Source organism: Rhizobacter sp. SG703, assembly GCF_012275445.1.
GTDB lineage: Bacteria > Pseudomonadota > Gammaproteobacteria > Burkholderiales > Burkholderiaceae_C > Rhizobacter.
The window spans coordinates 79,617-99,002 of record NZ_JAAZQK010000007.1; the positions used below are offsets into that span (position 1 = coordinate 79,617).

Consider the following 19,386-nt stretch of genomic DNA (forward strand, 5'->3'; position numbering starts at 1 on the left):
AGTCTTCATATCAGGCAGGAAGTGGGTCAATGATGGGTGCCAAACTCAAGGTCGCAGGCTGGATCACGCTGGGGGCCGTCGCTGGCGCGCTGACCACCATGCAGTTGCAGGCCACGGCCCGCAACACCGCCGCGCAACTCCCGCTGGAAGAACTCCAGCAGCTCGCCGCCGTCTTCGGGATGGTCAAGAGCGATTACGTCGAGCCGGTCGACGAAAAGAAGCTGATCACCGACGCCATCGGCGGCATGGTGGCCGGCCTCGACCCGCACTCCCAGTATTTCGACAAGAAGACCTTCAAGGAATTCCGTGAAGGCACGACCGGCCGCTTCGTCGGCGTCGGCATCGAGATCGGCATGGAAGACGGCCTCGTCAAGATCGTCTCGCCGATCGAAGGCTCCCCGGCCTTCCGCGCCGGCCTGAAGAGCGGCGACCTGATCACCAAGATCGACGACACCGTCGTCAAGGGCCTGACGATGGACCAGGCCGTCAAGCGCATGCGCGGCGAGCCGAGCACCAAGGTGCTGCTGACCATCTTCCGCAAGTCCGAAAGCCGCACCTTCCCGGTCACGATCACCCGCGAAGAGATCCGCGTGCAGAGCGTGCGCTCGAAGATCGTCGAGCCCGGCTACGCCTGGTTGCGCGTCAGCCAGTTCCAGGACCGCACCGTCGACGATTTCGCGCGCAAGCTCGAAGACATCTACAAGCAGGAGCCCAACCTGAAGGGCCTGGTGCTCGACCTGCGCAACGACCCGGGCGGCCTGCTCGAAGCGTCGGTCGCGGTGTCGGCCGCGTTCCTGCCGACCGATGCGGTGGTCGTCACCACCAACGGCCAGATCGCCGAATCGAAGCAGTCGTTCAAGGCCTCGCCGAGCGACTACCTGCGCCGTGGCGGCGGCGACCCGCTGCGCAAGCTGCCGGACGCGCTGAAGAAGGTGCCGCTGGTCGTGCTGGTCAACGAAGGCTCCGCCTCGGCCAGCGAGATCGTCGCCGGCGCACTGCAAGACCACCAGCGCGCCACCATCATGGGCACGCAGACCTTCGGCAAGGGCTCGGTGCAGACCGTGCGCCAGCTGTCGCCCGAGACCGCGCTGAAGATCACGACCGCGCGCTACTACACGCCGAGCGGTCGATCGATCCAGGCCAAGGGCATCGTGCCCGACGTGATGATCGACGAAACCGCCGACGGCAACCTGTTCTCGGCGCTGCGCGTGCGCGAAGCCGACCTGGAAAAGCACATCGGCAGCGGCCAGGGTGCCGAGCAGAAGGACGAAGCCCGCGAGAAGGCGCGCGAGGAAGCGCGCAAGAAGTTCGAGGAAGAGGCGGCCAAGAAGAACCCGCTGAAGCCGCTGCCGGAGTTCGGCAGCGAAGAAGACTTCCCGCTGACCCAGGCGATCAACCGCCTGAAGGGCAAGCCGGTCATCGTCTCGAAATCGGTCGTCGAACGGCATGCCGAGGCGCCGGCGACGAACTGATCTTCCCGTCACGTCCTGCCGAACGCCCGCCTTGCGCGGGCGTTTTGCTTGGTGCGAGGCTTCGACAGGCTCAGCCCGAACGGGTGCGACTCAACCCGGCCCTTCGACAAGCTCAGGGCGAACGGGGCCACTACCATCCCGCCATGAACGACGACCAGCTGCTGCGCTACTCCCGCCACATCCTGCTCGACGAGCTCGACATCGCCGGCCAGCAGCGGCTGCTCGATTCGCATGCGCTGGTGATCGGCGCCGGCGGGCTGGGCTCGCCGGTGGCGCTGTACCTCGCGACCTCGGGCGTCGGCACGCTGACGATCGTCGACCACGACACCGTCGACCTGACCAACCTGCAGCGCCAGATCGCGCACGACCTGTCGCGCGTCGGCCAGCCGAAGGCGGCTTCGGCCGCGCGCTCCATCGCGGCCATCAACCCCGACGTGCGGGTCCACGCGCTGACCGAGCGTGCCGATTCGCAGCGCCTGGACACGCTGGTCGCCGACGCCGACGTGGTGATCGACTGCAGCGACAACTTCGCGACCCGCCATGCGGTCAATGCCGCGTGCGTCCGGCACGCCCGGCCGCTGGTGTCGGGCGCCGCGATCGGCTTCGACGGCCAGATCTCGGTCTACGACACCCGCAGCGACACCGCGCCGTGCTACGCCTGCCTGTTCCCGCCCGACGTCGCGTTCGAGGAGGTCGCCTGCTCGACGATGGGCGTGCTCGCGCCGCTGGTCGGCATCATCGGGAGCATGCAGGCTGCCGAGGCGCTGAAGCTGCTGGCCGGCATCGGCAGCTCGCTGGCCGGTCGGCTGCAGATGCTGGACGCCCGCACGATGGAATGGACCGAGATCCGCCTCGCCCGCCAGGCCGGCTGCCCGGTGTGCGCGCAGCGCGGCCCCGCCAAGCTCAGTCGGCTTTGATGTTCGCCGCCTGAATCACCTTCGCCCAGCGGGCGACCTCGTCGCGCAGGAAGGCCGCGAAGGCCTCCGGCCCGCGCGCATCGATGCGAAAGCCCTGCGTGCGCGCCCGCTCCTCGAGCTCGGGCGTCTGCATGATGCGCACCACTTCAGCGGCGAGCTTCTTCACCGCGGCGTCGGGCATCGAGGCCGGCGCCATCAGGCCGGTCCAGTTCTCGGTCAGCAGCTCCGGCAGGCCGGCCTCGGCGGTGGTCGGCACGTCGGGCACCAGCGGGTGGCGGGCGGCGCTCGCGATGGCGATCGCGCGCAGCTTGCCGGACTTGACGTGCCCGATGCTCTCGGGAAAGTTGGAGAACACCACGTCGAGCTGGCCGCCGATCAGGTCGGTCATCGCCGGCGAACCGCCCTTGTACGGCACGTGCTGGATGGTGGTCTTGCTCAGCTCGTTGAACAGCGCCAGCGTCAGGTGCGGCGGCGTGCCGTTGCCGCTGGAGCCGGCATTCAGGTTGCGCGCCTTCGCGGCCGCGGTCAGCTCCTTCAGCGTCTGGATCGGGCTGGCCGCCGGCACCACCACCAGGATCGGCGAGCCGGCCAGCAGCGCGACCGGCCGCAGGTCCTTCGCGAAGTTGTAGGCCGCCTTCGGGAACAGCGTGACGTTGGCCGCATGCGTCAGCGTGATCGCGAGCAGCGTGTTGCCGTCGCCGGGCGACTTGGCGACCACGTCGGCGCCGATCTGCCCGCCGCTGCCGGGCTTGTTGTCGATCACGACGCTGACCTTCCAGCGCTCGCCGAGCTGCTGGCCGACCAGGCGGGCCATCACGTCGGTCAGGCCGCCGGGCGGGAACGGCACCACGTAGCGGATGGCCGCGCCGGGCTTCGGGTAGTCGCCCGCCTGCGAAAAACCCAGCGCCGGCCACAGGCCCGCGGCACCGATCAGTACTGCACGTCGCTTCACGCTCGTCTCCTTGGTCAGAAGGCCGGCATGCTGCCCGGGAGCCGGGCTCGCTGCAAACCTATCGTTATGCGCGGAAAGTCGTAGCTTCAGGACAGCTGTTGTGCCAGCACCTCCGACACCGTCAGTCCATCCCGCTCCGCGGCGCGCCGCAGCTGCTCGCGCCGCGCGCCCGGCAGGCGCACGCCGTCGTCGCGCAGCATCTCGCGCACCAGCACCTCCAGCCGGTCGAGGAACATCTCGCGGCCGGCCAGCGCGCCCGGGTCGATCACGATGAAAGTCTGGCCCAGGTGCGGCCGGTTGCCTTCGTCGACGAAGAAGCTCGACGCCTCGAAGCCGAAGTTCGCGCCGATCAGCGCCGTCACCAGCAGCTCGACCACCAGCGCCAGCATCGCGCCCTTCGGGCTGCTGGCCGCTCCGATCGCGAGCATCGAGCCGTCCATGCCGGCCTTCGGGTCGGTGGTCGGCTCGCCGTTCGCATCGAGCGCCCAGCCGAGCGGGATGCTGCGGCCTTCCTTGGCTGCCACCATCAGCTTGCCGCGCGCGACCTCGCTGAGGCTCAGGTCGATCAGCAGCGGATCGGCGCCGCGCCGCGGGAATGCCGCGGCCACCGGGTTGGTGCCGAAGATCGGGTGCTTTCCGCCGGCCGCCGGCATCGCCGACGGCGAGTTCGAGAAACCGAGCCCCGCCATGCCGGCCGCGGTGACCGCGCGCAGGTGGTCCACGACGACGCCGCAGTGGTGGCTGTTGACGACGCCGACGATGCAGATGCCGAACTCGCCGGCCGTGCGGATCGCCTCGGCGATGGCCAGGTCGCAGGCCGGGAACGCGAGCCCTTCCTGCGCATCGACGACCAGCGCGGCGCCCTTGCGCTTGACGACCTGCGGCTGCGCCGCGCCGTTGACGCGGTCGCAGCGCAGGTGGCCGCTGTACTGCGCGACGCGGCCCAGGCCGTGCGACGCGAGGCCCTGCGCCTCGGCCAGCACCAGCGCGCGGGCGGTCGATTCGGCCATCGCGGCGTTGGCGCCGGCGCGTTGCAATGCGGCGGCCACCCGGCGGCGCGCGTCGTCCATCGTCAACGTGATCACGCGAGGGCCTCCAGCACCTTGGTGGCGATCAGCGACGACACGCGCTCGTTCGCTTCGGCGGTGACACCGGCGATGTGCGGCGTCAGCAGCAGGTTCGGGCAGCCGGCGAGCGGGCCGCCGGCCGGCAACGGTTCGGCCTCGAACACGTCGAGCGCCGCGCCGGCGAGGTGCCCGGACCTCAGCGCGTCGGCCAGTGCCGCTTCGTCGACGACGCCGCCGCGCGCGGTGTTGATCAGCACTGCGCCCGGCTTCATCGCGGTCAGGCGCCGCGCGTCGATCAGGTGGCGGGTGCTGGCCAGCAAGGGCACATGCAGGCTGACGACGTCGGCCTGCGCCAGCAGCGCATCGAGCGACAGCGACGGCACATCGGCCCCCGGCGCCATCGCCGCATCGTGCGCGACGACCCGCATGCCGACCGCGCGCGCCAGCCGCCCGGTCAGCTGCCCGATGGAGCCGTAGCCGACCAGCCCGAGCGTCTTGCCGCCGATCTCGCGGCCGTTCGTCAGCGCAGCGCGCGGCCAGGCGCCCGCAGCCACCTCGGCCGACGACCCATAGGCTCCGCGCAGCAGCAGCATCGCGGTCGCGACGACGTACTCGGCCACGCTCTGCGCATTGGCGCCGGTGGCCGGGATCACGCGGATGCCGCGCGCCTCGCAGCCGGGCAGATCGAGGTTGTCGAGCCCGACGCCCAGCCGCCCGACGACCTTGCAGCGGGCGAGCGCATCGAGCAGCGCCCCGCGCACCTGCGTGCGGTTGCGCACGATGATCGCGTCGGCGCCGGACGCCAGCGCGATCATGCGCGCCGGGTCGTCGACCAGCGTCGCGTCGTGCACCACCTCGTGCTTCGCGGCCAGCTGCGCCACCGCCGGCGCGTCCATGAATTCGGTGATGAGGATCTTCATCGCCGGATCATGCACTCTCGAACAGGCGGGTCAGCACGAACTCGCGGTGGCCCAGCGCCTCGGCCGACGTGAGCCTGCCGTTCGCGGTGCGCAGCATCGATTCGAGCAACTGGTCGCCGGCCTGGTCGAGCGTGATCTCGCGCTGCAGCAGCCCCGAGGTGTCGACGTCGATGTGCTCGCCCATCAGCCGCACGGTGCGCGGGTTGGCGCAGATCTTGATCACCGGCACGATCGGGTTGCCGATCACGTTGCCCTGCCCGGTCGGGAAGAAGTGCAGCGCAAAGCCCGACGCGGCGCACAGCGTCACCATCTCGGCCGCGGCCGACGACGAATCCATGAACCACAGGCCGGGATGCGTCGGGATCTCGGCCTTGTCGATCACGCCGTCGACGGTGCAGACCTTGCCGATCTTCTGGATGTTGCCGAGCGCCTTCTCCTCGATCGTCGTCAGCCCGCCGGCGATGTTGCCCTTGGTCGGCTGGCTGTCGGAGAGGTCGCTGGTCTTGTGGCGGTTGATCATGTCCTGGTAGCGGTTGAACATGAACATGAAGCGCTCGCGCACCGCGTCGGTCGCGCAGCGCGCCGCGACGATCTGCTCGCCGCCGGTGATCTCGGACGTTTCGCCGAAGCACAGCGTGCTGCCCAGCGGGTGCAGCTTGTCGAAGGCGTTGCCGACCGTCGGGTTCGCGCCGCAGCCGGAGGTGGTGTCGGATTCGCCGCACTTGGTCGACACCCACAGCTCGCTGATGGCGCAGGCCTCGCGCTGTTTCTCGCTCGCCCACTGCACGTACTCGCGCGCGATGCGCGACGCACGCAGGATGGTGTCGTGGTCGCCGTGGCCTTCGATGCCGAAGCCGGTGACCGGCTTGCCGGTGGCGGCGATGCCGTCGACCACCTTCTTGGTCCAGCCGTCCTCGATGCCGATCACGACGACCGCCGCGACGTTCGGGTTGCAGCCGGCACCGATCAGCGTGCGGAAGTGCAGGTCGAGGTCGGCGCCGAACTGCAGCCGGCCGTACGGGTGCGGGATCGCCATCGTGCCCTTGATGTTGTGGGCGACGGCCTCGGCCGCGGCGTTCGACAGGTCGTCCAGCGGCAGGATGATCACGTGGTTGCGCACGCCGACGCGGCCGTTCTCGCGGCGGTAGCCGAGGAAAGTGGTGGTATTTGAGATGACGGACATTCAGGTTTCCTCTGGTTCAACGCTGAGGCGGCTCTTCGAGCCGCGAGACGACTACGGGCTGCGATCCCCACTTCGTGGGGCCCCTCTTTCGCCCTCCGCGTCTCACCACCGTTTGGTCTTGATGTTCTGCACATGGGCATGCTCGCCCGCCTTGATCGGCGCGACGACCTTGCCCATGTCGATGCCGTACTTCAGCACCGTGTCGCCGACCGCCATGTCGCGCAACGCGACCTTGTGGCCGATCGGGATGTCCTGCCGCGCGACCAGCTCGGTCATGCGGTCCTCGTCCATGATCCAGCCGGCCAGCGGCATGCCGGCCTTGACGCCTTCGACCACCACCACCGCGACGCTGTCGTGGGCGTCATGCAACACGAAATGAATCATCCGGAAACTCCTGCCGCGCAACGGCGGCTGCCTGCAACGATGGCGGCCAATATCTGCCCGCTCCCGGCGGCTGTCAAACGAGTCATTCATATGACTTGATTGACCTGTATCACCTGGACGTAGAATGGCCGGATGCCGACCGCGCCCCCGACGTCGCCAGCAACCCTGCACTTCGAGGCCATCGCCCCGGAGTCGGCCGGCATGCCGCTGTACCGCGTCGTCAAGCGCGCGCTGCTGCAGGCGATCGAGGGCGGCACCTGGGCCCCCGGCAGCACGTTGCCGAGCGAGACCGAGCTCGCCGCCGCGTTCGGCGTGTCGATCGGCACGCTGCGCAAGGCGGTCGACGAGCTGTCGGCCGAGCACATCCTGGTGCGGCGCCAGGGCCGCGGCACCTTCGTCGCGACGCACTCGCCCGACCGCTTCCTGTTCCAGTTCTTCCACGTCGAGCGCGCCGACGGGCTGCGCGAGGCGCCGTCGGTCGAGCTGCTGTCGTTCGACCGCGTGAAGCTCGACGACGCGCAGGCCGAGGCGCTGAACCTGCGCGCCGGCGATGCCGCGTTCCAGTTCGAGAACCGGCTCGCGCTGCAGGGCCGCGCGGTGATCCTCGACCGGCTGACGCTGCCGGCCGGCCTCTTCAAGGGCCTGACCGAAAAACGCCTGCGCGAGCGGCCGAGCACGCTGTACCAGCTGTACCAGAGCGAGTTCGGCATCACCGTCGTGCATGCCCGCGAACGCGCCCGCGCCGCGGCCGCCGACCGGCATGCGTCGCGGGTGCTCGGCATCGCGGCCGGGCTGCCGGTGATGCAGGTGCACCGCGTCGCGCTGACCTTCGGCGACAAGCCGGTGGAGCACCGCGAATCGATCATCAACACCGCGCACCACGACTACGTGAGTTTGTTGTCCCGAAAGGATGGCGCCCGATGATCGCTGTGCCCGGCTCCCTCGACCTGCTCGCCGCCTACCAGGTGGCCGAACGCGCGGCCCGCGCGGCCGGTGCCCACCTGCAGGCCTCGCGCTCGCGGCTGAACGCGGTGGCGCTGCTGCGCAAGCAACCGGGCGACCTGGCCAGCGAGATCGACCACGAGGCCGAGCAGTTGATCCTCGACGTGGTGCGCCGTGCCTGTCCGGGCCATGCTTTCCTCGGCGAAGAGCTCGGCCGGCACGCGGCTGCCGCGGTCGTGCAGGCGGGCCCGGGCGACGGCGAGCCGCCGCTGTGGGTGGTCGACCCGCTGGACGGCACCGCGAACTACCTGCGCGGCTACCCGCAGTACGCGGTGTCGATCGCGCTGGTGGTGGACGGCGCGCCGGTGCTCGGCGTCATCTTCGACCCGTGCCGCAACGAATTCTTCGCGGCGATCCGCGGACGCGGCGCGCGGCTGAACGGCGCGGCGCTGCAGTGCGCCGACCGGGCCCGGCCGATCGACGCGCTGGCCGCCACCGTGTTCCCGAAGCCCACCTCGCCGCGCATGGCGAGCTACCTGGGCGAATTCGGTCGGGTGCTGCGCGGCTTCGGCGGCGTGCGGCGTTCCGGCTCGATGGCGCTGGAGTTGGCCTACCTCGCGGCCGGCCGCATCGACGCGTTCTGGGAGCACGACATGGGCGCCTGGGATGCTGCCGCCGGCATCGTGCTGCTGCAGGAGGCCGGGGCTGGCATCGTCGCGCGCGACGGGTTGCCGCTGCTCGAGAGCCGGTCGCTGGCCGCCAGCACGCCGGCGATGCGCGAGGCCTTCGATGCGCTGCTGTCGCACGCCGGGTGACGCGGGGTGCCGATCCGGCCTGCGGCGGCGTTAAGCTGCGCGCCATGGACAAGCGAACCGACCTCACCGCCCGCAACTTCCCATCGGCCCGCCAGGAGGCCGACAAACCGAGTGCCCCGAACCGCTACGACGGCCCCGAGAGCGCCTACCGCCTGGCGTTCACCGACACCACCTTCCTGCTGCGCGAAGAGCTGCGCCCGGTGCGCATGCAGCTGGAGCTGCTGAAGCCCGAGCTGGTGCAGACCGAGCAGGGCATCGAATCGACGATCGTGATCTTCGGCAGTGCCCGCATCGTGTCGCCCGACGTTGCGCAGCGGCTGTTGAGCGATGCGCAGGCGGCCGGCGATGCCACTGCGCTGCGCATCGCCGAGCGGCATGTCGCGATGTCCCGCTTCTACGAAGAGGCGCGCCGCTTCGCCGAGATCGTCACGCTCAAGTCGAAGGCGCTGAGCACGCCGATCTACGTCGTGACCGGCGGTGGCCCCGGCATCATGGAAGCCGGCAACCGTGGCGCCCACGAGATCGGCGGCAAGAGCATCGGGCTGAACATCGTGCTGCCGCACGAGCAGGCGCCGAACCCCTACATCACGCCGGAGTTGTGCTTCCAGTTCCACTACTTCGGCATGCGCAAGATGCACTTCCTGATGCGCAGCATCGGGCTGGTGTGCTTCCCCGGCGGCTTCGGCACGCTCGACGAGATGTTCGAGGCGCTGACGCTGATCCAGACCGGCAAGTGCCGGCGCCGGCCGATCCTGCTGTTCGGGCGCGAGTTCTGGACGCAGCTGATCAACTTCGACTTGCTGGTGCAGACCGGCATGATCAGCGAGGTCGACCTGCAGCTGTTCCGTTTCGTCGAGACGGCCGAAGAGGCGTGGGACCTGCTGGAGGCCGAATACGGCTTCGAGCTGCGCGACATCGACCCCGACGACAAGAATCATTTCGCGACGGATCTCTGACATGAGCAAACAGATCAGCATCATCGGCGCCCCGACCGACATCGGCGCCGGCACCCGCGGCTCCAGCATGGGGCCGGAGGCCTTGCGCGTGGCCAACATCGTGCCGGTGCTCGAAGGGCATGGGCTGGAGGTGGCCGACCGCGGCAACCTGACCGGCCCGTCGAACCCGTGGCTGCCGCCCACCGACGGCTACCGCCACCTGCGCGAGGTGGTGGCGTGGAACCAGTCGGTGCACAACGCGGTGCATGCCGAACTGGTGCTGGGGCGGCTGCCGATCCTGCTGGGCGGGGACCACTGCCTGGGGCTCGGGTCGATCAGCGCGGTGTCGCGGCACTGCCGCGAGACCGGCAAGAAGCTGCGCATCCTGTGGCTCGATGCGCATGCCGACTTCAACACCAACATCCTGACGCCGAGCGGCAACCTGCATGGCATGCCGGTGGCCTGCCTGTGCGGGCACGGGCCGAAAGAGCTGATCGAGATCGGCGGGCACGTGCCGGCGATCAACCCGAAGTGGATCCGGCAGATCGGCATCCGCAGCGTCGACGAAGGCGAGAAGCGCTTCGTGCACGAGATGGACCTGGAGGTCTTCGACATGCGCTACATCGACGAGATGGGCATGCGGCATGCGATGGAGTTGGCGCTGGCGACGCTCGATACGAACACGCACCTGCATGTGAGCTTCGACGTCGACTTCCTCGACCCGGACGTGGCGCCGGGTGTCGGCACCACGGTGCGTGGCGGGCCGACGTACCGCGAAGCGCAGCTGTGCATGGAGATGATCGCCGACACCGGGCGGCTCGGCTCGCTCGACGTGATGGAGCTGAACCCGGCGCTGGATGTGCGCAACCGCACCGCGGAAGTGGCGGTGGACTTGATCGAGTCGTTGTTTGGCAAGAGTACGTTGATGAGGAAGTAGGAGCGTACCGCCCACGTTCTTGAAGGGAACTGGCGGGCGGTCTCTGTTACTCACCCTGCACGATGCAGCAGGGATGTCGCCTGCTGACCAAAGCAAAAGGCAGGAGACAACATGACGACCGAGATGCGCCTGTGGCGCAGGCGATTCATCGAGCTGACGGAGTCCCTCTATTGCTTGCGCGGGGAGACGCCCCCCACCGTCGACGATGCCTTCGACGGGAGCTGGCAGACGACGCTGAAACTGCGCGGCATCGGATTCCGGCTCCTGCACGATGATCCTGATGACACAGTCGGGAATTTTCTACTGCAGTGCCATTTCTGCAAGATCCCCCCTGAAGCTCCCGCTGGCGTGTTGCAGGCCGCCCTGGAGCTGAATCATGCATTTGCTCGGCAAGCCGCCGGCATGTTTGTGTTTGATGCGGACGAGAGGGAACTGATCTTCAGCCTGTTGTCGTCCTTGCGGAGCGCTTCCGCGCCTGGCGTCTTGCGAGCGATGGAGGGCATGGTCCCGACGGTTCAGCTTTGGCGTTCGTTCATGCAGCAGGCCGTGTGCCATTGATCGGGACGATGCGAGTGCGGCATTCTCGCCGCAGCGTTCACCAGTTCGCATGTCGCCATGCCACCCCTGTCAATCAACCTCTTCTTGCACGGCGAAGCATTGACGTTGACCCGCGTCTGCAGCATGGGAGCGGGCGATCAACTGATCATCGAATGTCGCGTTGGCCGCATTCCACCCGGGCGTGAAGCGTTCTGGCATGAACGGCTGCTCGTGTTGAATTTTCAGATTTGCACATTGCAACGCAGCGGCTACAGCCTCTGCCCGGACACCGCAGAAGTGACCTGCTCAGCTACATGCCCGCTCGATGGGCTCAGCCCGGAGACGATCTACGCCAGCGCGGTTCGCCTCGCGACGACCGTCCGCCAATGGCGTGTGTCTCTGTCTCAGGCAGATGCCTGACGCCGCTCCGAACGGAACTCCCGTTCTTGTGCTCGATTTCAAGTTCGCACCTTTTGCCCATCATGCTTCATTGCTTCAAGACCACCCGCAACGATCACCCCGAGCACATCGTCATCAGACCCTCGGACGGTGAAGAAGAGGCTTCTGACGATGACGGGATGGAATCCTCATCGGCTCATCGGGGCAGGCCCGCCGTCCGCGGTGGTTTGTCGACCCACGTCGATGTCCGGTCCGCGCTGAAAACAGGCGACGCCCTCGGGAAGACGATCGATGAACTGAATAAAGCCATCAAAGTCGAACGATCGACGTGGCAGAGGAAGTACGAATCGGAGTCCGAGTCCGGGACCAAACTCAAGAAGCTGGTCAAGAAGTACGACGCCGGCTATCAGCGCCTGCTGGAGGATCGGCAGGCCGGCATCGTCGGCCCCGTTGAGCTCGATCGCCGCGCAACCGCGCTCGGAACCTTGCTTGCGCGCGCTTACGGACTTGCCACCGAAGCGGGCTGGACAGACGAGACAAAGCGCCGGTGCAAGGCAATGGGCGATGCTTATGTCTACCCATCGGTATTCGTCAACGACCTCAGCAGCGGACTTCTTATCGCCAAGACCCTGCTCGGCCTGATTCTCGACGTGTCGACGATGGCGGCACCGGCCCATGCAGTTGCGTTGCGTGGCACCAAGATCGCCGTCAATCTCAGCTACGCCGTTCTTCAGTCATTCGTGACTTGCTGTGTAGGCACGGTGGGCAGCGGAACGCATCAGAGCAAGGTCGTTCAGGAGACAGCGCACGTCGCGACCGAATTCATGCCGGACCAGCCGACCACCAGTTACATCGATATGTCCGGCAACGAAGCGCCTCCTCCGTCGCTGCCTCATGTCAAGAAGAGCCTCAGGCTGGTCAATGCGGTCGTCGATACCTTCCAGCTGGACGCGAGCCCCAAGTCGACCGAGACCTTGTTGCACAACCTGGAGACGCGGCGCGAGCGGGTTGGGCGCGCCATTTCGGAGAAGAAGAGGGAGCATCCGGATCCGACGGGACACCAGAAGCTGGAAATGAAACGACTGGGCGAGCACCTGACCTTGATCGAAGATCTTCTCAACGCATTGACACCTGCCGGAACCGTCCTGAATCAGACAGATGACTCCTCTTCCAACGGCGGGACTGACAGCGAACGCGACTCGTATGCTGATCCACACGTCCTGGCGATGAGAACCGTCTGGGGGCACCGGACACGACTGCTGGACGAACTTGCGGTCGGAGACCGACTGCTTCGCGCCAATGTCCAGCACCACGTCGGCAACGGAAAATGGTGGCGCAGCATGTTCAACATGGGCAACGGCCTGGCCTCGATCATCAAAGCTGCTCACGAAGTCGCCGACAGCGACGCGAGCGGCTATGACTTCGGCGTCATCACTGCCGGCCTCGTTTCCACCGCGTTGAGCGTGACTCAGGCATTGCTCTACCGATGCACGCAGGGGTCTGCTTCGGGAGAGGACCACTGCGCCAAGATCGCCACCCTGTTTGCACTGATCGGCCAGACCAGAAAGGGTGACCTGCGGTCCGCCAGGACCGGTGAGATCGATCCGAAAGCGCTGGACAAGCTTGTGATCGGCCCTCGCATGACCCGCATGACGACCTTGGTCAAAGCACTGAATTTCAACAGTGCCGTTCACATGCTGGCCATCATTGGTCACATCAAGTCATCCACGCAAAGCAGCGAGGTTTTCAGCCTGAATGGCAAAAGGAAGGTGCCGCTGACCTTCCTGGGGCTGCAGCGCGAGTTCAATACCATCATCAAATCAAAGCATGACATCCATGCCTTTGTTCGCAAGACCCTGAATCACATCGAGGCAGATGAAGAAACCAAGTCGTCCGTCGAACGCCTTCTCACACAAGTTGCGGTAAACAATTCTGCTGTGAAAGCGTGCAAGAAGGGAAATTTGAGCAAACTCGATAATGCACATCTCCTGGCGCCTGAGGTCATGAAAACGCTTGTCGGGTCGCTCCAGCATGCACAGCACTTGTATTCCGGCGACGACCATGACGCTTTCGCCCAAGCGTGCGATGAGCGCCTCGTCCGCTGGGGAGCAGAAACCGAGATTCGCATGCTGACCGCCAACGCAAGACAGATCTCGAGCAAGGTGGGGCCCACGTTCAGCAACATCATTGGGGGGAACGGCAGCTTCTTCGCCACCAAGGCCATTGGCGGCACGGCATCATCGGTCGCACAACTGGTAGCGGGCATCGACAGTCCGAGCATGGCCAGCCAAGGAATCGATCTCGCCACGGCAATCTGCTCCTGCTGCGGTCCCTGCTGGGGATCGACCTCCGGCTATTCATACAGAACGGTGAAGCTCAAGAACGAGGGTCGCGGCGCCGACAAGGAAGCCGACGTGATCGCGCCACCCAACAGCGGCATTCAGAAGCAGGGCGAACACGACTTCGCCCCGGTATTCAGCTTGTCCACCATGCAGCGGCAAGCCGACAACTTCGACACCCTCATACCGCCGTTCATCGCACCGGGGGACATGCCGCCACCTTTCGACTACGACTGTGAAGTCTCGGTGATGCGCGACATATGGGAGCAAATGACGAAGCCGCAGCCGCTTCTTTCCAGCAAGGTTCTGAAGAAATGGGCCGGCCCGCCGTATCGCAAGCCCGGATCACTGGACCCCGACCCTGACGCGACGCTAGGGCTGGCACGAAAGAGAAAGAACCAGCCGGTAAAGACAGCGGATGACGTTTCCAGTGGCAGTGACTCGGAGGAAGCCTACGACATCGCCGCCGACCCAAAGCCCGTGCGCATCGTCAAAGGCACCAACAAGACGCCAGACGAGTACGTTGAAGGCCTGACTGCCACGACCCTCTTCGTCTGAGATCAATCTCCGAGTGCAGGCACCCGCAGTGCCTGTGCCAGCGCATCCGATGCACGGCGGTCCATCCACAGCCTGTCCCACTCAAGTGTCATCGCCCCCGCCTCCACCATCTCCAGCTGATGCACCCCGCGATGCACCGCGAAGTACAGGCTGACGCCACGCACCCCGAACTCCGCCGCGCTCGCCTCGTCGCTCAACGGCACGCGCAGCACCGGCACGCCGCCGAACGTGAAGGTCTCGATCGCGGCGCCGCCCAGCGGCCGCAGCGTCGTCGTGTCGCGGAAGATCACGCCGCCCTGGCCGTCGAAGCCCAGCTCGACCGCGCTCGCGTCCAGCCCGCGCAGCGCGCGCCATGAGCCGCTGCCATCGGGCTGCACGCGGCGCGTCGCGATGAACTGGTCGAGGCTCGCGAGCGTCATCCCGAATGGCTCGCCCTCTTCGTACGCGCGCGCATAGCCGCCGGCGCGCCACTGCACGCGGGCCTGGTGGCGAAAGCGTTGCGCGCCGGCGGGGTAGGTGCCAGCCACCACGACGTCCGCCGTGCCGCCCACGTCGTCGCGCGTGATGGCTTGGCCCGTCAGGTCCTCAACGTCATGGAACTCCGCGGCAATCGCGACCCCGCTGCGCAGCTGCAGCACGCGCCCCGCATCGAGCCGCTGCGCCAACGTGCCCTGCGGGTCGCCATCCAGCCAGCCGGCCGTCTCGTCCAGAAAGTCCGATCGCTCGCCGATCGGTGCGTAGCCGTGAAACGCGGTGTCCACCGCCGGGTCGAAGGTCCACACGCGCCGTGACGCCAGCATCTCGCCGGCGACCGGTCCTGCGGCCAGCTGCGTCGCCGTCGCGGTGTACACCGGGCCGTCGCGGCCCAGGTCGGCCGACAGCTCGAACACGCCCGCGCCCGACGCCGCGGTGAACCACGACTCCGACGGCCGGTGCAGCATCGCCATCAACCCGCGCGTCTGCTGGCCGAACCAGGCCACCGCCTGCTCGCGCACCCACGTCGCCTCGTCGCGGTGCAGCCCGTCGGCTGCGGCGATGTAGTCATCGTCGATCGCCAGGTCGACCAGGCCGGCACCGCGGCGCACGACGGCCTCGGCCTCCTCGCGCGCCACCCCGCCCCACACGAGTTGCTCGACGCGGGTACGCAGCGGCGTGAACAGGTAGCTGACGCGCCCCGCCTCGTACGGCCGGCTCAGCAGCACATGCTCGTCACCCACCGGCGCTCCCGTCGACGCCTCGACCGCCGCAGCCGGCACCACCGCGATCAAGCGCGTGGTCGCCAGCAGCGTCGCCTGCGCCGCCGTCAGTTCGAGCCGCCAGTCGCCTTGCGCATCGGTCAGCGCTGCCGGCTCGTCGCCATCGCAGTGGAGGTTGTCGTTGGCATCGACGCACACCGTCGCGCCTTGCAGGTAGCCGCGCATCACCTTCCCGCCGAGCGCCAGGCCGCTTGGCGCCGGCGGGCCGGGCTCGGGTGGGACCGCGCCGTCGCCGCCATCGCCGCCGCCGCCACAGGCGCTCAGCCAACAGGCCGCTGCCACGCCCCAGGCCGCCACCGCAGCACCCCGCCCGAAGCGTCTCATCGTCCAACCCATCGACGCTCCCTGTTGCCGTTGGCGCCGATGTTAGGGCGCCGCTGTCACCGATTCGTCTTCCGCCCCGGCAAACGATGTAACGGTCAGTGTGCGCCGACTTTGCAACTCCCATGCATCCTACGGAACACCCGCGGCTCGATCGCCCCGGGCTGCGCGAACAGCCCGCGCCGCGCGGCCTTCGCCTGCGCTTCGAGCGCCCCATAGCGGCCGCCATCGCGCCGCCGGTAGTGGTCGCCCCAGGCATGCCCGTGCGCCACCATCCACGCGGCCACATCGTCGCCGTCGACCGACACCCGCGCAATGCTGCGGTGGTAGCCGTCCTGCGCCACCGTCTCGAAGCGCACGCGCCGCTGCAGCACACGCTGGCCGAGCGCCTCGGCCGCCTGCGGTCCCCAGGCCTGGCAACGCTCCGGTGCATCGATGCCCTGCAGCCGCAGCTTCTTCGGCTTCGCGCGCGGCGATGCGCCGTCGACCCGCACCCACAGCGTGTCGCCATCGGTCACGTGGGTCACGACGCCACTGGCCGCCCCCGCCGGCCCCGCCGCGATCAGCAGGCCGAGCCACCACCCCCACTGCCGCGTCATGCGCCGAACAACCCGTGCCACAACCACCAGACGAAGCCGCCGACCAGCAGCAGCCACACGACGACGACCACGAACGCGCCCCACCACCAGCGCGGCAGCTTCTCGCGCGCCTTCTCGGCATCGACCAGCAACTGCTGCCACAGCGGGTCCGGCGTCATGCGCCGCACCAGCGCGACGCCGAGCGGAATGATCAGCAGGTCGTCCAATTGCCCGAGCACCGGGATGAAATCGGGGATCAGGTCGATCGGGCTGACGGCATACGCCAGCACCGCGACCGCCACCCATCTGGCGCCGCGCGGTGCCTGCGGGTGCTTGAACAGCTTCCACAGCGCGATCAGGTAGGTCGCCAGCCGGGCGGTGTTGGCCGCGCGCAGCAGCCGGGATTTGCGCAACATCATCGGGGGTCCTGGTTGCCGGGACCGGCCGCGCGCTCCATGTCCTTGAGCATGCGGGCCAGGCGGTCGTTGAGCTTCTCGGTGGTGAGTTTCTCGCGAAAGCGCTCCACCATCAGCGGCAGCGCGAACGGGCTGGGCACCTCGAGCTCGACGAACACGACGCGCTGGCCCCGCATGCGCTCCAAGCTGGCGGCGAGCCGCCGGATGTCAAGCTCCTGGCTCAGCACCTCGTTCTCCGCCTGGTCGAGCAGCCGGTTGCCGCCGTCGTACTTGCGGAACACCTCGTAGAACAGCGTGCTCGACGCCTGCAGCTGGCGCGCGCTCTTGGCCTGCCCCGGGTAGCCGGTGAAGATCAGCCCGGCCACGCGCGCGATCTCGCGGAAACGCCGGCGCGCCAGCTCGCTCGAATTCAGGCTCGCGAGCACGTCGTCCTGCAGCTGCGCGTCGCCGAACAGCGCGCCGTCCAGCAGCGGTTGCGGGTCGATCGGCAACGCGCTCAGCAGCTCCAGCCCGTAGTCGTTGATCGAGATGCTGAAGGTGTTGGGCGCGTCGCGCGCGAGCCGCCAGGCCAGCAGGCTCGCCAGGCCGATGTGCACGTTGCGCCCGCCGAACGGGTACAGGAACAGATGCTGGCCCTCGCGCGAGCGGATGCGCTCGACCAGCAGCGTGCCCGGCGTCGGCAGCCGCGAAATGCGCTGCTGCGCCAGCAGCATCGGCCGCGCGGCCTGCAGCTCCGGCGCGTCGAAATCGCCGGCGTCGGCCCCGGCCAGCACATCCAGCACCGCATCGGCCAGCTCGCTCGACAGCGGCATCTTGCTGCCGGCCCAGCTCGTCACGACGCCCTTGCGCCCCTCGGCGCGCCGCACGTAAGCCGTCATCTCCTGCGTGCGCACGTATTCGAGCGTGCGGCCGGCGAAGACGAAGCAGTCGCCGGCGCGCAACCTCGCGATGAAGCCTTCTTCCACCGTGCCGATGCGCCCGCCGCTCAGGTACTTCACCTGCATCGCCGAGTCGGCGACGATGGTGCCCACCTGCAGCTTGTGACGCCGCGCGATGCCGCGGTCGGGCACGCGGTACACGCCGTCGACCAGTTGCACGCGGTGGTATTCCGGGTAGGCCCCCAGGCTGCTGCCGCCGCGTTCGACGAAGGCCAGCGCCCAGTCGAACTCGTCGCGCGCCAGCGCGCGGTAGGCGTGCGCGGCGGTCACCTCGCCGTACAGCGCATCGGCGGTGAAGCCACCGCCGAGCGCCACCGTCACCAGGTGCTGCACCAGCACGTCGAACGGCTTCTCGGGCGTCGCGCGCTTCTCGATGCGACCTTGCTGCGCGGCGCGGCGCGCGGCCACCGCTTCCACCAGCTCGAGCGTGTTGGTCGGCACCAGCGTGATGCGGCTCGGCCGGCCCGGCGCATGGCCGCTGCGGCCGGCGCGCTGCAGCAGCCGCGCGATGCCCTTGGCCGAGCCGATCTGCAACACCCGCTCCACCGGCAGGAAATCGACCCCCAGGTCCAGCGACGAGGTCGCGACGACCGCCTTCAGCCGCCCCTCCTTCAGCCCCAGTTCCACCCATTCGCGCACCGACGGGTCGAGCGAGCCGTGGTGCAGCGCGACGGTGCCGGCCCACTCCGGGCGCTGCGCGATCAGCATCTGGTACCAGGCCTCGGCCTGCGAGCGCATGTTGACGAACACCAGCGTGGTGCCGGATCGCTCGATCTCGTCGACCACCGGCTGCTGCATCTGCTTGCCCAGGTGCCCGCCCCAGGAGAAGCGGCCCGGCTCGTGCGGCAGCAGCGTGTCGATCACCAGCCTCTTGTCGAGGCTGCCGCGCACCGCGGTGCCGGGCGTGTCGCCCAGCAGCACGCGCATCGCGTCGTCCAGGTTGCCGAGCGTCGCGCTCAACCCCCAGGTGACCAGGCCCGGGTTCCAGCGCTTCAGCCGCGCCAGCGCCAGCTGCACCTGCACGCCGCGCTTGTTGCCCATCAGCTCGTGCCATTCGTCGACGATCACGGTGTGCACGCCGGCCAGTTCGTCGCGCGCGGCCTCGCGGGTCAGCATCAGGCTCAGCGATTCGGGGGTCGTCACCAGCACGGTCGGGAAGCGCCGGTCCTGCCGCGCGCGCTCGGCCGACGCGGTGTCGCCGGTGCGCAGGCCGAGGCTCCAGCCGCTGCCCAGTTCGGCCAGCGGCACCTGCAGCGCACGCGCCGAATCGGCGGCCAGCGCACGCATCGGCGTGATCCACAGCACGCCCAGCGGCGGCGACTTGGCCGCCAGCGGGTCGACGCCGCAGCGCGCCGCGTTCGCCAGCGCGCCGAACCACACCGCATAGGTCTTGCCGGCCCCGGTGGTGGCATGCAGCAGGCCGCTGCGGCCGTCGGCCATCGCTTTCCACACCTCGCGCTGGAACGGGAACGGCTTCCAGCCGCGTTGCGCGAACCAGCGCGCGCCGAGGCCCGCCATGC

General features: G+C 68.2%; 18 protein-coding genes. 9 read left to right on the plus strand and 9 right to left on the minus strand.

All coding sequences use genetic code 11. The features are described from left to right. Nucleotides 1-32 precede the first annotated feature (32 nt). Both FHT26_RS15980 and FHT26_RS15985 read left to right on the plus strand, forming a co-directional pair. A complete protein-coding gene (locus tag FHT26_RS15980; RefSeq protein ID WP_168561117.1) occupies nt 33-1,472 on the plus strand; it encodes a S41 family peptidase in 1,440 nt (479 codons plus the stop codon). Nucleotides 1,473-1,615: 143 nt separating this feature from the next. Then, the gene (locus FHT26_RS15985; protein ID WP_168561118.1) at nt 1,616-2,389 is read left to right on the plus strand and encodes a HesA/MoeB/ThiF family protein; all 774 of its coding nucleotides are present in this window, start codon (nt 1,616-1,618) and stop codon (nt 2,387-2,389) included. Here FHT26_RS15985 and FHT26_RS15990 read toward each other — a convergent pair. The 5 genes from FHT26_RS15990 to FHT26_RS16010 all read right to left on the minus strand — a co-directional run bounded on the left by FHT26_RS15990 (nt 2,376) and on the right by FHT26_RS16010 (nt 6,895). Beyond that, entirely contained in the window at nt 2,376-3,341 is a 966-nt protein-coding gene (locus FHT26_RS15990) for a Bug family tripartite tricarboxylate transporter substrate binding protein (RefSeq protein WP_349238163.1), read from the minus strand. The two genes, FHT26_RS15985 and FHT26_RS15990, sit on opposite strands and share 14 nt — an antisense overlap. An 86-nt stretch (nt 3,342-3,427) precedes the next feature. Beyond that, complete coding sequence (locus FHT26_RS15995) at nt 3,428-4,426, minus strand: Ldh family oxidoreductase (protein WP_168561119.1); 999 nt, start codon at nt 4,424-4,426, stop codon at nt 3,428-3,430. Beyond that, a complete protein-coding gene (locus FHT26_RS16000; RefSeq protein ID WP_168561120.1) occupies nt 4,423-5,328 on the minus strand; it encodes a hydroxyacid dehydrogenase in 906 nt (301 codons plus the stop codon). The genes FHT26_RS15995 and FHT26_RS16000 overlap by 4 nt, the downstream gene beginning before the upstream one ends. A gap of 7 nt (nt 5,329-5,335) precedes the next feature. Beyond that, nucleotides 5,336-6,511 carry a UxaA family hydrolase gene (locus FHT26_RS16005; RefSeq protein WP_168561121.1) on the minus strand — a complete coding sequence of 392 codons (1,176 nt, stop codon included), beginning with the start codon at nt 6,509-6,511 and terminating at the stop codon, nt 5,336-5,338. 102 nt (nt 6,512-6,613) lie between these two features. Next, nucleotides 6,614-6,895: a UxaA family hydrolase gene (locus FHT26_RS16010; RefSeq protein ID WP_047503134.1), complete on the minus strand. Its 282-nt coding sequence runs from the start codon at nt 6,893-6,895 to the stop codon at nt 6,614-6,616. A 132-nt stretch (nt 6,896-7,027) separates the two neighbouring features. Between FHT26_RS16010 and FHT26_RS16015 the strand changes: the two genes are divergently transcribed. The 7 genes from FHT26_RS16015 (at nt 7,028) to FHT26_RS16045 (ending at nt 14,357) form a co-directional block, all read left to right on the plus strand. After that, a complete protein-coding gene (locus FHT26_RS16015) occupies nt 7,028-7,819 on the plus strand; it encodes a GntR family transcriptional regulator (protein WP_168561122.1) in 792 nt (263 codons plus the stop codon). Continuing rightward, complete coding sequence (locus FHT26_RS16020) at nt 7,816-8,652, plus strand: inositol monophosphatase family protein (protein ID WP_168561123.1); 837 nt, start codon at nt 7,816-7,818, stop codon at nt 8,650-8,652. Before FHT26_RS16015 ends, FHT26_RS16020 begins: the two co-directional genes overlap by 4 nt. A 44-nt stretch (nt 8,653-8,696) precedes the next feature. Then, nucleotides 8,697-9,608, plus strand: coding sequence for an LOG family protein (locus FHT26_RS16025; RefSeq protein ID WP_168561124.1), 912 nt, complete (start codon nt 8,697-8,699; stop codon nt 9,606-9,608). A gap of 1 nt (nt 9,609) precedes the next feature. Next, nucleotides 9,610-10,524 (plus strand): arginase, encoded by a 915-nt coding sequence (rocF, locus tag FHT26_RS16030; protein WP_210427437.1) that lies wholly within the window; start codon nt 9,610-9,612, stop codon nt 10,522-10,524. A 111-nt stretch (nt 10,525-10,635) separates the two neighbouring features. After that, nucleotides 10,636-11,082 (plus strand): CesT family type III secretion system chaperone, encoded by a 447-nt coding sequence (locus FHT26_RS16035; RefSeq protein ID WP_168561125.1) that lies wholly within the window; start codon nt 10,636-10,638, stop codon nt 11,080-11,082. A 57-nt stretch (nt 11,083-11,139) separates the two neighbouring features. After that, a complete protein-coding gene (locus FHT26_RS16040; RefSeq protein ID WP_168561126.1) occupies nt 11,140-11,481 on the plus strand; it encodes a CesT family type III secretion system chaperone in 342 nt (113 codons plus the stop codon). A gap of 62 nt (nt 11,482-11,543) precedes the next feature. Continuing rightward, nucleotides 11,544-14,357, plus strand: a complete 2,814-nt coding sequence (locus FHT26_RS16045) for a hypothetical protein (protein WP_168561127.1) — start codon at nt 11,544-11,546, stop codon at nt 14,355-14,357. 2 nt (nt 14,358-14,359) lie between these two features. Here FHT26_RS16045 and FHT26_RS16050 read toward each other — a convergent pair whose 3' ends face one another. The 4 genes from FHT26_RS16050 to FHT26_RS16065 form a co-directional block, all read right to left on the minus strand. Next, nucleotides 14,360-15,949 carry a hypothetical protein gene (locus tag FHT26_RS16050; RefSeq protein WP_168561128.1) on the minus strand — a complete coding sequence of 530 codons (1,590 nt, stop codon included), beginning with the start codon at nt 15,947-15,949 and terminating at the stop codon, nt 14,360-14,362. Nucleotides 15,950-16,032: 83 nt separating this feature from the next. After that, nucleotides 16,033-16,533, minus strand: coding sequence for a thermonuclease family protein (locus FHT26_RS16055; protein WP_168561129.1), 501 nt, complete (start codon nt 16,531-16,533; stop codon nt 16,033-16,035). Further along, nucleotides 16,530-16,928 carry a YkvA family protein gene (locus FHT26_RS16060; protein ID WP_168561130.1) on the minus strand — a complete coding sequence of 133 codons (399 nt, stop codon included), beginning with the start codon at nt 16,926-16,928 and terminating at the stop codon, nt 16,530-16,532. Before FHT26_RS16060 ends, FHT26_RS16055 begins: the two co-directional genes overlap by 4 nt. After that, a complete protein-coding gene (locus tag FHT26_RS16065; protein WP_246867928.1) occupies nt 16,928-19,384 on the minus strand; it encodes a ligase-associated DNA damage response DEXH box helicase in 2,457 nt (818 codons plus the stop codon). Before FHT26_RS16065 ends, FHT26_RS16060 begins: the two co-directional genes overlap by 1 nt. Nucleotides 19,385-19,386: the final 2 nt, after the last annotated feature.